We start from the raw sequence: 14,023 nt of genomic DNA, 5'->3' as shown, positions 1-14,023 counted from the left end.
GGTGCCCGGCCGTGAAACCGGGCACGGTGGAACGTCATGTGTGTGGGTTGGCATCCCAGGGCGCGAGCCCCGGGATCAGACCTCGGCGGACGCCGGGGCCGGAGCCTCAGCGGTCTCCTCGGCGATGTCCACGTCGTCGTCGGTGTCCACGTCGTCGATGATGTCCCCGTCGACTCCGTCGACTCCGTCGATCTCCGCGGCGTTCTGCGACTTGCCCGGGTTGGCCTTCGCTTCCGCCTTGCGGACCGCCTGGGCCTCACGGGCCTCGGCCATCGCTTCGGTCTTCTTCTTGTGCGGGCCGAGAACCATGATCATGTTTCGGCCGTCCTGCTTCGGGTTCGACTCGATGAACCCGAGGTCCTCGACGTCCGAGGCGAGCCGCTGCAGCAGTCGGTAGCCCAGCTCGGGCCGGGACTGCTCACGACCACGGAACATGATCGTGATCTTGACCTTGTCGCCCTGCTTCAGGAACCGGACGACGTGACCCTTTTTGGTGTCGTAGTCGTGCGGGTCGATCTTCGGCCGGAGCTTCATTTCCTTGATGACCGTGTGCGCCTGGTTCTTGCGCGCCTCACGGGCCTTCATGGCCGACTCGTACTTGAACTTCCCGTAGTCCATGAGCTTGCAGACCGGCGGGCGTGCGCTCGCCGCCACCTCGACCAGGTCGAGGTCGTACTCCTGCGCAAGCTCCAGGGCCTTGGCAAGCGGAACAATCCCGACCTGCTCGCCGCTGGGACCGACAAGTCGCACTTCGGGAACGCGAATCCGGTCGTTGATACGGGGTTCAGTGCTGATGGATCCTCCTCGGTAGCACCACACGGCGGTCTGGCGGACAGCCGCGTATGTCTCTGATGACAATGGGACCAACTACCGGGGCACACGAAAAATGCCCCGACGGGACGCAGGCGGGGCTCCAAAGGCATACCGGAGCACCGCCGCGGTCAACCGCGGGGCGCACATCGGGCGACTCCATCGTCCGTACGGAACGATGGTGGCCGCCTGACCGGGTGACCCGCCATCCGTGAGGACGGTCGGGTGGGAGTTCGGAGCCTCCACTTGTGGGCCGGGCACGCAAGTGTCCAGCCGGTCGTTACAAAAGGTTAGCACCAAGTAGGAGGTGGTGCTAACCGTCGGACAGCGGGCTCCCGCACAGCCGCCCGCGCAGAGGGGCCGGATCCCCGGGGCCTATCGTGTGGGGCATGAGTGACACCCCTGCCCAGAATGCCGACTTCGACGCCATGACCCGCGACATCGCCGAGGTCCCGGCGGTCGAGGTGATCGTGACGGTCGCCGTGAACCTGATGAGCGCCGCCGCCGTGAAGCTCGGTCTGACCGACGAGGGCGACAAGTACAAGGACCTGGACGAGGCCCGCAAGCTGGTGCACGCCCTCGCCGGTCTGCTCGACGCGAGCACGACGGAGATCAGCTCCTTCCACGCGGCCCCGTTGCGCGACGGCCTGAAGTCGCTCCAGCTCGCCTTCCGCGAGGCGTCCCTCGTTCCGGACGACCCGGGCCAGGGCCCCGGCGAGAAGTACACGGGCCCGGTCTACGGCTAGGAAGCCGGTACGGAACGCACGTAGAGGGGCTCGCCGGGTGGCGTCGCTCCGGCCGGCAGGAGTGCCAGGTCGAGGCCGCGCACCAGACGGGCCCTGAGCGTTTCGTCGGCGGCGAGGCGGCCGGCGACGGCCCGGGCGGCGTCGGCCGGCGGTGCGGCCGGGTCCAGGACGAGCGCGAGGGTGCCGTCGGCCTGTCCCGGGCCCAGATGGGCGCGGACCACGGCGGGCTCGGCGGCCACGACAGCCCGTACGGCGTCGACCACGGCGGGATCGGCGAGCGGATCCGCCGTCGTGCGCCCCTCGGCGAGCGCGAGCAGCGCGGAGCCGCTCAGCTCGTAGGGCACGGGTCCGGCCAGGTCGAGGACGATCGTGTCCGCCTTCTCGTGCGCGGCGGCCTGGATGGCCTGGTGCAGGGGTACGGCGACGGGGCGGGCGGCGGGGTCCCAGCGGGAGAGCGAGTCGGTGGACGTGAAGGCCGGCAGGGCGGTCCGGTCGCCGGCCTTGAGGGTCGGTACGGCCATGTCGCTGGTCTTCTCGTGGCGGAGCCCCTTCTCGTCCTCCTCGACGTCCCCGAGCACAGCGACCACGGGGACGAGGAGCCGGGCGCCCTTCAGGGCCTCCAGGACCGGTCGCACCGCGGTACGGTCCTCGGCCCAGGCCGCCAGCGCTGCGCTCAGCCGGGGGTCGGCGCTGCCGTCGTCGTCGGGGAAGCCGGAGTCGGGAATGTTCTTGTTCGCCACGGTGCCCGACCCTATCGGGGGATCGCTCCTGGGCTTTCGCCACCCCGGAAACCTGCCGTTCACCGGTTTCACGGGATTCTCAGTCAGCGCTGACACACATCTAACATGCGCCTAATCAACCGCACAGTCACAGCCGCCAGCATCACGGCATGGCCTCTGAGAGAGCTCCCCGGCGTCGGTCGCTCGTCTACATCGTCCTCGTATCCGCGGTCGTCATGGGCGGTACGGGCGGGGGCACCGCGTATCTGAAGGCACAGGCGCACGCGGACGTCGGCAGCGTAACGTCGGCGGCGGCAGCGGCAGCGGCAGCGCCCGCGCGGGCCGAGGCGAGCGAGGAGGCGTCGGTGGAACCCGTCGCGGATCCCACGGTGGAACCGGACACGCTGCTGGCAGCGGCGATGAAGCCGGTGACCGCGGCGGCCGAGGACGGGGCCAGGGTGTCCGTGGCCGTGCTCGACGTCGAGTCGGGCGACAGCGCCACGTACGGGGACGGGACGTTCGACACGGCGAGCATCGTCAAGGTGGACATCCTGGCGACGCTGCTGCTCCGGGCGCAGGACGAGGACCGGAGCCTCACCGCGCAGGAGAAGCGGTACGCCACCTCGATGATCGAGGTCAGCGACAACGCCTCGGCGTCGGCCCTGTGGACGGCGATCGGAAAGGCGAAGGGTCTCGCCGCCGCCAACAAGCGCTTCGGCCTGACGGACACCGAGGGCGGTTCGGGCATGCTGTGGGGCCTGACCCAGACCACGGCGGCCGATCAACTCACCCTGCTCCAGCAGGTGTTCGCGAAGAGCGGGGACAGCGGGGATGCGTCCGAGCTCAGTGCGGCGTCCCGGGCGTATCTCCAGGGCCTGATGGGCTCCATAGCCGAGGACCAGGACTGGGGGGTGTCGGCGGCGGGCGCCACGGGTACCGCCGATCGCCGATTCGCCCTGAAGAACGGGTGGTTGCCGCGTACCGCGACCGGGCTGTGGGACATCAACAGCATCGGGCGGGTGACGACGGCGGACGGGCGGGAGTTCCTGGTCGCGGTGGTGTCGAACGGCAACACGACGAAGGCGAAGGGGATTTCGCTGGTGGAGTCGGCGGCGAGGGCGGCGGTTTCGGCGTTCGCCGTGAAGTCCGTTACCACCGACCAGTCCTGACGGACGATCAGGCCGGATCGATCGGGTCATCGTCCGCGAACGCTCAGAAGTTGTCGCCGTACGAGTCGTACGAGTCGGTGGAGTGGTCGGCCGTCCTGCGGCGACCGCGCCACAACGGGACCGCCGCGACCAGGAGCACGACACCGAGGCCGCCGGCGACGGGGCCGGCCCAGTTGAAGGTGTCGTCCTCTTCGGGGGCCGGGTCCGGGCCCGCGCCGAAGTACTCCTTGCCGTACGCGGTCGACTTCAGCCCTTCCGGCTTGAGCTTGGCCGCCGCCTTGATGGCCGCCGCGGGGTCGATGAAACCGAAACCGCGGGAGTCGTCCCGGCCGCCGTCCGGGGCGTTGCGGGCCGTGTCCTCCAGGAGCTTCTTGATCTGGGCCGGGGTCAGTCCGGGGCGGGCGGCCTTGATGAGGGCGACGGCACCGGAGACGAACGCGGCGGCGGCGCTCGTGCCCCAGCCCTCGTAGTAGCGGTGGTCGGGGGCGGCGATGACGACGTTGACGCCGGGGGCGCTGACCGTGGCGTACCAGCGGCGGGTGGAGAAGGAGGCGCGGGTGCCGTACTTGTCGACGGCGGTCGCGGCGATGACGCCCGGGTAGGCGGCCGGGTAGGAGATGTGGTCGCCCTTCTCGCCGCCGTTGCCGGCCGAGGCGACGACGACGGCGCCCTTCTCCAGGGCGTACTGGACGGCCTCGTCCTCGGCGGGCTCGGGATGCGCGGACTTGGAGTCGTCGCCGAGGGAGAGGTTGATGACGTCGGCGCCCTGGTCGGCGGCCCAGCGGATGCCTTCGGCGAGGGCGTTGCCGCGGGTGTTGCGGGCCTTGGCGCGGGCCGAGTCGCCGTCTTCGAGGATCACCCGGATGGGCAGGATCTTGGCCTGGGGGGCGATGCCCAGGACGCCGTCCTCGTTGTCGTAGCCGTGGCCGTGACCGGCGATGATGCCGGCCATGGCGGTGCCGTGCTTGGCCCAGGACGCGTCGCCCTGGCTCGCCCCGAAGCCGACCATGTCCTTGCCTTCGAGGACGTTGCCGACGAGGTCGGGGTGGTCGGCCTCGACGCCGGTGTCGAGCACGGCGACCGTGATGCCCTTGCCCCTGGTCGTCCGCCATGCCTCCTGCGTGTGCATGGCGTCCAGGGCCCACTGCTGGGCCCGGATGCTGTCGGCGTAGGCGCTGGTGGCGGGCAGGAGGGTGAGGGTACCGGCGAGGAGGAGGACGAGGAGCCCGCTTCGGGCTGTGCGGGTGCGGGTCATGACGGCAGCTTCGCGGCCGAGCCGACGGTCTTGCGGAGGGCCCGTTCGACGCGGTCGGCCAGGCCCTTCGCCTCGTGGCCGAGGCCCGCCTGGGCGAGGGCCGTGGTGGCGCCGGACGTCATGGCCGCCTCGGCGGGCTGCGGGGCGTCGACGGTGCGGCCGTCGGCCCAGCCGGAGACGGCGTAGGTGACGACGGGGGCGTCGGTGAGGACGGAGATGGTCCAGGAGGCGCGCTGGGCGTCCGTGAAGTCGTCGGCGACGGTGTTCTTCGCGGCATAGGGGCGGGGCATCAGGTCGGTGCGGCGGTCGAGGTTCTCGTTGCTGAAGCGGGTACGCAGGGCGCGCATCGCGGTCGCGTCGGCCGTGGTGAAGAGGAGGCCGACGGTGGTGACGTAGCTCTGCGTCTCGTCGGTGTAGGTGGCGCGCAGGAGGCGCTGGCAGCCGACCGGCGCGAGGGCCTTGCGCAGCAGCGGGTCGAAGGCGTCGGCGCAGCCGGTGTCCGGGGCGACGGCGATCCGGGTCCAGGTCCGGTCGGCGCCGCCGGGGCCGGCTCCGTCGCCCTCGATGGTGGGCGGGAAGAGCTGGTCCACGGGGACGCTGTGCCAGAGCGTCCCGGCCGCGGTGAACGCGGTACTCGCACCGGCGTCCTTCGACTCGTCCCCGGTCAGCCAACTCCCGGTCAGCGCACCGCCGATGAGCCCGAGCCCGAGCACCGCACAGGCGACGGCGAGCAGCGCCCGCCCGCTGAAGGAGCGGGGGCTCGTTTCGGCGCCGTACACGTCGGGTTGCCCGAGCGAGACAACGGGCCGCCCGGAACCAACGGCACCGGTGTCACCGTAGGAGGCGCTCCAGGAGAGAGCGGGATCGGGCCTGCCGGACGCGCTCGCGGACCGGGGAGGGTCGACGGGCACCGGGGGCACACCGGCGGCACCCGACGCCTTGCCCGAGTCGGCCGCCGGCGGATTGGGCAGGTACGGGCGCCCGACGGGGGTGTTCGCGGGACGCGAGGGACCGGCGGGCGCCGGAGGCATCTCGGCGCCACCCGGACGACTGCCCGCCGCCTTCGGCGGGTGGCCCACCGGCGAGGTCGACGGATACGAGCGGCCGGCCGGAGTGTTCGCGGGACGCGAAGGGCCCGCGGGCGGCGACGGCATCTCGGCGGCACCCGGACGGCCGTCCGATGCCTGGGGCGAGCCCGCGCGATACGGACGACCGACAGGAGCGGAGGGAACGTCCACCGAACGCGGCCGTTCAACGGGCGCCGGAGGCATCTCGGCGCCACCCGGACGACTGCCCGCCGCCTTCGGCGGGTGGCCCACCGGCGAGGTCGACGGATACGAGCGGCCGGCCGGAGTGTTCGCGGGACGCGAAGGGCCCGCGGGCGGCGACGGCATCTCAGCCGCACGTGGACGGCCGTCCGATGCCTTCGGCGGGTCGGCCACAGGCGGATTCGGAAGATACGGGCGCCCGGAAGGCGCGCTTGCGGGACGCGAAGGACCGGCGGGCGCCGGAGGCGTCTCAGCCGCACCCGGACGACCGTTCGACGCCTGGGGCGAGTCCGGCAGGTACGGGCGGCCGACCGGCGTGTTCGCAGGACGCGAAGGACCCGCGGGCGCCGGAGGCGTCTCAGCCGCACCCGGACGACCGTTCGACGCCTGGGGCGAGTCCGGCAGGTACGGGCGGCCGACCGGCGTGTTCGCAGGACGCGAAGGACCCGCGGGCGCCGGAGGCGTCTCAGCCGCACCCGGGCGGCCGTTCGACGCCTTCGGCGGGTCCGGGAGGTACGGGCGGCCGGAGGGCACGTACGCCGGGCGCGAAGGAGCCGCGGGCGGCGGAGGCGTCTCGGCCGCACCCGGGCGGTCGTTCGGTGGGTGGGGCGAGTCCAGGCGGTAGGGGCGGCCGGTGGGGGTGAAGGGCTGGTCCGGGGTGCGCGGTCCGGTCTTGCGCAGGTCGGTGGAGCGTGTCGGGTGGCCGGGGGCCGGGCTGCCGTTCGGGCCGGGAGAGGTCTCGGTCGTGCGTGGCTGGTCGCCCGGCCGCTGAGGCGCGTTGCGGAGGCGCCTGGTGGTGTCGGCGAGGGCGCTCGGGCGCCAGGGCGCGACGGGCGGCTGGTGGGCCGGGCGCGGCGGCAGGTCGGGGCGCGGGCGCGGTGCCGCCGAGGTGGGGCCGGCCGGGGGCGCGTCGGGGAGCCGGGCCGAGGAGGGCGGCGGGGGCGGGGCTATGGGGCCGGCGGCTTCCCGGGAGGGAGAGCCCAGGTGCGGGAACCGGGGCGGCGCGGTGTCTGTCGCGGTGTTCGGCGTCGGTGCGGGGGCGGCCGGTGCGCCTGGAGGCGTCGAGCCGGACACAACGGGGCCGACGGCCGCACCTGGTGCACCAGGTGCACGCCCGGACATGCTCGCCGCGTCGCCGGTCGCGCCCGGCCTCCGCTCCCTGCTGTCGCCGCCCGCGGCGTTCCTGTCGTTTCCTGGCGTACCCGGCGCGTCCTCGGCCGTGGCGCCCGTACCGTCCGTGACCGGCGGCTCGGTCGGTGGAGGGGTGGCCGGGCGCGGGGGAATGGAGGCGCGCCGCGCTTCCGTGCTCATGCACCCCCCGTTTCCTCGTACCGGCGCAGGGCCGCGGAGTCCGTGCGGCGCGGGACGCGGCCGTCCCGGGCAGGCATACCCGCGCGGGCGGGCGGCCATCCGGGCGCGTCCCTCCGCGCGCGGCGGCTACTCCCTGCGTGAAGCGTCACTCTACGGGCTGACACCCCCCGAACGGGAACCGGTCCGCGGCACCGGGGCTTCTGCCCGGATCGTCCCCTGCCCTGCGGTAATCGTGTCCCACAGGCCTCGTCCAGGACTGTTCATGACCGCCCGCGCCGCTGACCGGCCCGGTCATGAGCGGGCCGGCGCCCAGTCGGCGGACGGAGTGTCCCGGCGTGCGCGGGCGGCGACCCCGGCGCGGGCCTCCACCCCGCCGGGGTGCGGCGGGGCGAGGGCTCTTCGGCCGCGCGCCGGTGGTCGGTCCAGGCGTTCCGATGTTCCCCAACGTCCGTAAGGCGTACGGCTGTTGCCTACACCGGTGTGACGTACGCGCCCGCGATGCCGCCGTCGACCAGGAAGTCGGTGGCGTTGACGAACGAGGAGTCGTCGCTGGCCAGGAAGGCGACCGCGGCAGCGATCTCGTCGGCCTCCGCGAACCGGCCGACCGGGATGTGGACGAGCCGGCGGGCGGCGCGCTCGGGGTCCTTGGCGAACAGTTCCTGGAGGAGCGGGGTGTTGACCGGCCCCGGGCAGAGGGCGTTGACGCGGATGCCCTCCCGGGCGAACTGCACGCCCAGTTCACGGGTCATGGCGAGAACGCCGCCCTTGGACGCGGTGTACGAGATCTGGGACGTGGCAGCGCCCATCCTCGCCACGAACGAGGCCGTGTTGATGATCGAGCCCTTACCCTGGCGCCGCATGTAGGGGATCGCGGCCTTGCAGCACAGGAAGACGGAGGTCAGGTTGACCTCCTGGACGCGCTTCCAGGCCTCCAGGCCGGTGTCCAGGATGGAGTCGTCGTCGGGCGGCGAGATACCGGCGTTGTTGAACGCGATGTCGACGCTGCCGTAGGTGTCGTACGCCGTCTGGAAGAGCGCCTCGACCTGCTCGGGGTCGGTGACGTCGACCTTGACGAAGATCCCGCCCACCTCGTCGGCGGCGGCCTTGCCGCGCGGCTCGTCGACGTCGCCGCAGACGACATGGGCGCCCTCGGAGGCGAGCCTGCGCGCGGTGGCGAGGCCGATGCCGCTGCCGGCACCGGTGATGACGGCGGTACGGCCGACGAGACGCCTGCAAATGTTCTCTGCGGTCACTGTGCGGGGCCTTCCGTGCTGATGAAGACGTTCTTCGTCTCGGTGAATGCGGCGAGGGCGTCCGGGCCGAGCTCGCGGCCGATCCCGGACTGCTTGAAGCCGCCGAAGGGGGTCGAATAGCGCACGCTGGAGTGCGAGTTGACGGACAGGTTGCCTGCCCGGACGGCCTGCGACACGCGCAGGGCACGCCCGACGTCCCGGGTCCAGATGGAGCCCGAGAGGCCGTAGTCGGTGCCGTTGGCGAGCGCCACGGCGTCCGCCTCGTCGTCGAACGGGAGGACGACGGCGACGGGGCCGAAGACCTCCTCGACGGCCACGCGCGCGTGCGGGTCGACGTCGGTGAGGACGGTGGGCGGGAACCAGAAACCGGGGCCCGCGGGCGCCTCGCCCCGGATGCCGGCCAGGTCGTCGGTGACGTACGCGCGTACGCGGTCCAGCTGGGCCCTGGAGATCAGCGGGCCCATCTGGGTCTTCTCGTCCGCCGGGTCGCCGACGAGGACGGATTCGACGGCGGGGGCGAGGAGGCCGAGGAAGCGGTCGTACACGGAGCGCTGGACGAGGATGCGGGTGCGGGCGCAGCAGTCCTGGCCGGAGTTGTCGAGGAAGGACATGGGGGCGGCAGCCGCGGCGGCCTCGACGTCCGCGTCGGCGAAGACGATGTTGGGGCTCTTGCCGCCGAGTTCGAGAGTGACGCGCTTGAGGAGCGACGCCCCCTTCGCCAGCACCTGTTTGCCCACGCCCGTCGACCCGGTGAAGACGATCTTCGCGACGCCCGGGTGCTCGACGAGCGCGTCGCCCGCGACGGGACCGTGGCCCGGCAGCACCTGGAACAGGTCCTCCGGCAGGCCTGCTTCCAGGGCGAGTTCGGCGAGGCGCAGGGCCGTCAGGGGGGTGGTCTCGGCGGGCTTGAGGATCACCGCGTTGCCCGCGGCGAGCGCGGGAGCCGTGCCCCAGGCGGCGATCGGCATGGGAAAGTTCCAGGGCGCGATGACCCCGACGACGCCGAGCGGTTCGAGGAACGTGATGTCGAGACCGCCGGCGACGGGGATCTGCCGTCCGGTCAGCCGCTCGACACCGCCCGCCGCGTAGTCGAGCAGGTCTCGGACGTTGCCCGCCTCCCAGCGCGCGTTGCCGATGACGTGCCCGGCCTCCCGCACCTCCAACTGGGCCAGTTCTTCGAGGTGTTCGTCGACGGTGGCCGCGAAGCGGCGCAGCAGACGGGCGCGGTCGGCGGGCGCCAGGACGGCCCAGCGCGTCTGCGCCCGCGTGGCCCGTACGACGGCCGCGTCGACGTCCTCGCGGGTGGCGGCGGGGACGGTGGCGACGACGTCCTCGGTGGCGGGGTTGAGGACGCGAAGCTCACGCTCGTACGTAAGTTCGCGCTCATGCTCGTACGACAAGAAAGGACCTCTCACAAGCGTTCGAAGGAGCGGCGAAGCTCCCAGTCGGTCACCGCGGCGTCGAAGGCGTCGAGTTCGACGCGGGCCATGTTGCGGTAGTGGGCGACCACCTCGTCACCGAAGGCGGCCTGGGCGATGGGGCTGTTCTCCCACAGCTCGGCGGCCTCGCGCAGGGTGGTCGGGACATGCGCGTAGTCACCGGAGTAGGCGTTGCCCGCGCACGCCTCGGGCAGTTCCAGCTTCTGCTCGATGCCGTACAGCCCTGCCGCGACGAGCCCGGCGACGGCGAGGTACGGGTTGACGTCACCGCCCGGCAGCCGGTTCTCGAACCGCATGGACCTGCCGTGGCCGACGATCCGCAGCGCGCAGGTGCGGTTGTCGTAGCCCCAGGCGACGGCGGTCGGCGCGAACGAACCGGGCTGGAACCTCTTGTACGAGTTGATGTTGGGCGCGTACAGGAGCGAGAAGTCCCGGAGGGCGGCGAGCTGTCCGGCGAGGAAGTACCGCATCACCTCGGACATGCCGCCGGGATCATCCGCGGTGCCGGCCATGACGTTCGTGCCGTCGGCGTCGGCGAGCGAGAGGTGGATGTGGCAGGAGTTGCCCTCGCGCTCGTTGTACTTGGCCATGAAGGTGAGCGAGACGCCCTCCTGGCTGGCGATCTCCTTGGCGCCGGTCTTGTAGACGGCGTGCTGGTCACAGGTGACGACGGCGTCGTCGTACTTGAAGGCGATCTCGTGCTGGCCCGGGTTGCACTCGCCCTTGGCGGACTCGACGGTCAGCCCGGCGGCCGTCATCTCGTTCCGGATGCGGCGCAGCAACGGCTCGATGCGGCCGGTGCCGAGTACCGAGTAGTCGATGTTGTACTGGTTGGCCGGGGTCAGGCCGCGGTAGTTGGCGTCCCAGGCCTGCTCGTAGGTGTCCTTGAACACGATGAACTCGAGTTCGGTGCCGACCTTCGCGGTGAACCCGTGTTCGGCGAGCCGGTCCAGCTGACGGCGGAGGATCTGCCGTGGAGCCGCGACGACCGGGGACCCGTCGTTCCAGGCGAGGTCGGCGACGAGGAACGCCGTGCCGGCGTTCCAGGGCAGGCGGCGGAGCGTGGAGAGGTCGGGATGCATGGCGAAGTCGCCGTATCCCCGCTCCCAGCTGGACATCTCATAGCCGTCGACCGTGTTCATCTCGGTGTCGACGGCCAGGAGGTAGTTGCAGCCTTCGGTGCCGTGCGCCAGGACGTCGTCGAGGAAGAACCGGGCGGCGAACCGCTTGCCCTGGAGCCGCCCTTGCATGTCGGGGAAGGCCAGGACAACAGTGTCGATCTCTCCGCTCGCGACGAGGGCGTGCAGCTCCTCGACGCTCAGCGCGGGTGTGCGGTCTGCCACGGGAAAGCTCCTTCGGCTTCTGCGCGTTTTTTCCGGCCGGGCCGGAAGCCATAAGGTATTGCGGAGAACCATTGCTTGGGAAGGGGGCACGACGAGATGTCGCTGGACGCTGAGGGCGGCTTGGAGGACCGGTTGACGCCGGTTCTGCGGCCCGTGCGCGCGGGCAACGGTTTCGAGGAGGCGCTGGAGCAGATCCTGCAGGTCGTACGGCTGGGCCTGGTACCGGGCGGCGAGCGGCTGCCGGCCGAGCGCGAACTCGCGGAGCGGCTCGGGATCAGCCGGGTGACACTGCGCGAGGTGCTGAAGGTGCTCCAGGACCAGGGGCTCGTGGAATCGCGGCGCGGCCGGTACGGCGGCACGTTCGTGCTCCCCCGGGACGGCGCGGGCGGCGAGGTCGAGCTGCGGCGGCGGATCAGCGCGGTCGACATCGAGGACGTCCTTCGCTTCCGGGAGGTGCTGGAGGTGGGCGCGGCTGGCCTGTGCGCGCAGCACGGCCTGTCACCCGAGCAGGCGGACCGGCTGAGGGACGCCCTGTCCCGCACGCAGGACGCGCCGCTGCCGGACTACCGCCGGCTGGACACGCTGCTCCACCTCACCCTCTCCGAGCTGTGCGGCTCCCCGACGCTGACCTCGCAGTACGCGGCGGTACGGGCGACGGTGAACGACCTGCTGGACTGCATCCCGCTGCTGGTGCGCAACCTGGAGCACTCGCAGCGGCAGCACGCGGCGCTGGTGGACGCGGTGCTCGACGGGGACGCGGACGGGGCGCGGGAGATGATGCGGGAGCACTGCTCGGGGACGGCCGCGCTGTTGCGGGGGTTCCTGGCGTGACGCGGTGAGACATGGGTTGCCAGCCAGGACGAGGGTCGGCAAAGGTATGGCCGTACGCCATTGAAAGCCGCACCGATTGCCCGCTGGATGCCAGGGAGACCCTCGTGACGACGACCGGACGACGACCGCTCATCGGCGTCAGTACGTACCTGGAGTCCAGGACGCGCTGGGGTGCGTGGGAGCTGCCCGCGGCGCTGCTGCCGGCCGGGTATCCGCTCCTCGTGCAGCGGGCCGGGGGCATCGCCGCGATGCTCCCGCCGGACGACCCGGCACACGCCGCCGCGACGGTCGCCCGGCTCGACGGTGTCGTGATCGCGGGCGGCCCGGATGTCGATCCCGCCCGGTACGGCGAGGAGCGCGACCCGCGCACCGGCCCGCCCGCCGAGGCCCGGGACGCCTGGGAACTGGCCCTGATCGAGGCGGCGTTGGCGACCGGCACCCCGTTGCTGGGCATCTGCCGGGGTATGCAGCTGCTGAACGTCGCCCTGGGCGGCACGCTGGTCCAGCACCTCGACGGCCACGCGGAGACTCCGGGCGTCTTCGGCCACCACACCGTGAAACCGGTACCGGGCACGCGGTACGCGGAGGCGGTACCGGAGGAGACATCGGTACCGACGTTCCATCACCAGGCGGTGGACCGCCTGGGGCGGGGGCTGACGGCATCGGCCTACGCGGAGGACGGCACGGTGGAGGCGGTGGAGCCGGAGGAGACGGACCGTTGCGGGTGGGTTCTGGGCGTGCAGTGGCACCCGGAAATGGGCGAGGACATGAGGGTGATGGAGGCGCTGATCCATTCAGCACCGGCCCGCATCCCCAGCCCGTCCGGCGCTTGAGGACAAGGCCCCTTCAGGGCCGAAGCGGGGGTCTGGGGGCGGCAGCCCCCAGGAACGGGACGGGACGGGTAAGGGCGGCGGGGGCGAAACGACCCACCGCCGACCACCCCTCACCCCCGTGTCAACCCCAACAACTCCCGCGCCGGCCCCACCGGCCGATGCCCCGTGGGCCACACCGCCCGCAGCTCCCGATCCAACCGCACCCCGTCCAACGGCACACACACCAACCGCCGCGTCGCCAACTCCTCCCCCACCGCCAGTTCACTCAGCACCGCGGGCCCCGCCCCACCCACCGCCGACGCCTTCACCGCGGTCGTCGACGACAGCTCGATCAGCGGACGCGCCAACCCACCCAACGCCGTGTTCAGCACCTGCCGCGTCCCCGACCCCTCCTCCCGGAGGATCAACGGCGTCACCGCCAGCTCCTCCGCCCCCACAGGCTTCCGCCGCCGCGCCCACGGATGCCCCGGCGCCGTCACCACGATCAGCCGGTCCTTCGCGACGACCACCGAGTCCAGCCCGCTCGGTACGCCCGTCCCCTCCACGAAACCGATGTCGGCCTCGTCCGACAGGACCCGTTCGGCCACCGCCGCCGAGTTCCCCGCGAGCAGCGACACCGCCGTCTCGGGCCGCAGCACACGCAGCGCCAGCAGCCAGCCCGGCAGCAGGTACTCGGCGATCGTCATACTGGCCGCCACCCGCAGCCGGGAGTCGCGTCGCGTACGCAGGGCCTGCGCCCCGGCGTCGAACGCCTCCGCCGCCTCCACGACCCGCCGGGCCCAGTCGGTGACGAGCACACCCGCGTCCGTGAGCCGGGATCCGCGCGGCGAGCGGTCCAGGAGGGCCACGCCCAGCTGGCGTTCCATGGACCGGATGCGGCTGCTGGCGGCGGGCTGGGTGACGCCCAGCTCCTGCGCCGCCCGCCCGAGACTCCCCAGCCGCGCCACGGCCAACAGCAGCTCCATCGCCCCGAGGTCCGGCACCCGCCGCGCGACCCCCGACGGCTGCACGGCCCTGCCCTCCACATCACCCATAGATCCAGCTTA

General features: G+C 72.2%; 12 protein-coding genes. 4 read left to right on the top strand and 8 right to left on the bottom strand.

What is annotated here, in order from left to right; all coding sequences use genetic code 11:
* Positions 1 to 75 precede the first annotated feature (75 nt).
* Entirely contained in the window at positions 76 to 819 is a 744-nt protein-coding gene (gene infC / locus ACW4TU_RS37080; protein ID WP_457430509.1) for a translation initiation factor IF-3, read from the bottom strand.
* Positions 820 to 1,199: 380 nt separating this feature from the next.
* Between infC and ACW4TU_RS37075 the strand changes: the two genes are divergently transcribed.
* Entirely contained in the window at positions 1,200 to 1,556 is a 357-nt protein-coding gene (locus tag ACW4TU_RS37075; protein ID WP_457420586.1) for a DUF1844 domain-containing protein, read from the top strand.
* Here the strand turns inward: ACW4TU_RS37075 and ACW4TU_RS37070 are convergent.
* Positions 1,553 to 2,296, bottom strand: coding sequence for an SseB family protein (locus ACW4TU_RS37070; RefSeq protein WP_457420584.1), 744 nt, complete (start codon positions 2,294 to 2,296; stop codon positions 1,553 to 1,555). The genes ACW4TU_RS37075 and ACW4TU_RS37070 overlap by 4 nt on opposite strands.
* Before the next feature lie 149 nt (positions 2,297 to 2,445).
* Here ACW4TU_RS37070 and ACW4TU_RS37065 point away from each other — a divergent pair, with 149 nt between their 5' ends.
* Positions 2,446 to 3,444 carry a serine hydrolase gene (locus tag ACW4TU_RS37065; protein WP_457420582.1) on the top strand — a complete coding sequence of 333 codons (999 nt, stop codon included), beginning with the start codon at positions 2,446 to 2,448 and terminating at the stop codon, positions 3,442 to 3,444.
* Between the two features lie 43 nt (positions 3,445 to 3,487).
* On the opposite strand, the gene mycP is transcribed toward ACW4TU_RS37065, so the two are convergent.
* The 5 genes from mycP to ACW4TU_RS37040 form a co-directional block, all read right to left on the bottom strand.
* Positions 3,488 to 4,699 (bottom strand): type VII secretion-associated serine protease mycosin, encoded by a 1,212-nt coding sequence (mycP, locus tag ACW4TU_RS37060; RefSeq protein WP_457420580.1) that lies wholly within the window; start codon positions 4,697 to 4,699, stop codon positions 3,488 to 3,490.
* On the bottom strand, positions 4,696 to 5,730 hold the full coding sequence (locus ACW4TU_RS37055; protein WP_457420578.1) for a hypothetical protein: 1,035 nt from the start codon (positions 5,728 to 5,730) through the stop codon (positions 4,696 to 4,698). Before ACW4TU_RS37055 ends, mycP begins: the two co-directional genes overlap by 4 nt.
* 2,018 nt (positions 5,731 to 7,748) lie before the next feature.
* Entirely contained in the window at positions 7,749 to 8,531 is a 783-nt protein-coding gene (locus tag ACW4TU_RS37050; protein WP_457420576.1) for a 3-oxoacyl-ACP reductase, read from the bottom strand.
* Positions 8,528 to 9,931, bottom strand: a complete 1,404-nt coding sequence (locus ACW4TU_RS37045; RefSeq protein ID WP_457420574.1) for an aldehyde dehydrogenase family protein — start codon at positions 9,929 to 9,931, stop codon at positions 8,528 to 8,530. Before ACW4TU_RS37045 ends, ACW4TU_RS37050 begins: the two co-directional genes overlap by 4 nt.
* A gap of 11 nt (positions 9,932 to 9,942) precedes the next feature.
* A complete protein-coding gene (locus ACW4TU_RS37040; RefSeq protein WP_457420572.1) occupies positions 9,943 to 11,313 on the bottom strand; it encodes a glutamine synthetase family protein in 1,371 nt (456 codons plus the stop codon).
* A gap of 96 nt (positions 11,314 to 11,409) precedes the next feature.
* Between ACW4TU_RS37040 and ACW4TU_RS37035 the strand changes: the two genes are divergently transcribed.
* Together ACW4TU_RS37035 and ACW4TU_RS37030 are read left to right on the top strand one after the other, a co-directional pair.
* Positions 11,410 to 12,144: a FadR/GntR family transcriptional regulator gene (locus ACW4TU_RS37035; RefSeq protein ID WP_457420570.1), complete on the top strand. Its 735-nt coding sequence runs from the start codon at positions 11,410 to 11,412 to the stop codon at positions 12,142 to 12,144.
* Positions 12,145 to 12,248: 104 nt separating this feature from the next.
* The gene (locus ACW4TU_RS37030; protein WP_457420568.1) at positions 12,249 to 12,977 is read left to right on the top strand and encodes a gamma-glutamyl-gamma-aminobutyrate hydrolase family protein; all 729 of its coding nucleotides are present in this window, start codon (positions 12,249 to 12,251) and stop codon (positions 12,975 to 12,977) included.
* A gap of 110 nt (positions 12,978 to 13,087) precedes the next feature.
* On the opposite strand, the gene ACW4TU_RS37025 is transcribed toward ACW4TU_RS37030, so the two are convergent.
* Positions 13,088 to 14,011 (bottom strand): LysR family transcriptional regulator, encoded by a 924-nt coding sequence (locus ACW4TU_RS37025; protein WP_457420566.1) that lies wholly within the window; start codon positions 14,009 to 14,011, stop codon positions 13,088 to 13,090.
* Positions 14,012 to 14,023 lie beyond the last annotated feature (12 nt).

The organism is Streptomyces kryoterrae (assembly GCF_054072135.1).
The sequence above is the reverse complement of the archived record's forward strand: the minus strand, read 5'-3'. Positions and strand labels throughout refer to the sequence as shown.

Bases quoted from the DNA above. Each gene is read 5' to 3' on its own strand.
- ACW4TU_RS37075 (WP_457420586.1), top strand. From the start codon at position 1,200: ATGAGTGACACCCCTGCCCAGAATGCCGACTTCGACGCCATGACCCGC.
- ACW4TU_RS37055 (WP_457420578.1), bottom strand. From the start codon at position 5,730: ATGCCTCCGGCGCCCGCCGGTCCCTCGCGTCCCGCGAACACCCCCGTC.
- ACW4TU_RS37025 (WP_457420566.1), bottom strand. From the start codon at position 14,011: ATGGGTGATGTGGAGGGCAGGGCCGTGCAGCCGTCGGGGGTCGCGCGG.
- mycP (WP_457420580.1), bottom strand. From the start codon at position 4,699: ATGACCCGCACCCGCACAGCCCGAAGCGGGCTCCTCGTCCTCCTCCTC.
- ACW4TU_RS37035 (WP_457420570.1), top strand. From the start codon at position 11,410: ATGTCGCTGGACGCTGAGGGCGGCTTGGAGGACCGGTTGACGCCGGTT.
- ACW4TU_RS37065 (WP_457420582.1), top strand. From the start codon at position 2,446: ATGGCCTCTGAGAGAGCTCCCCGGCGTCGGTCGCTCGTCTACATCGTC.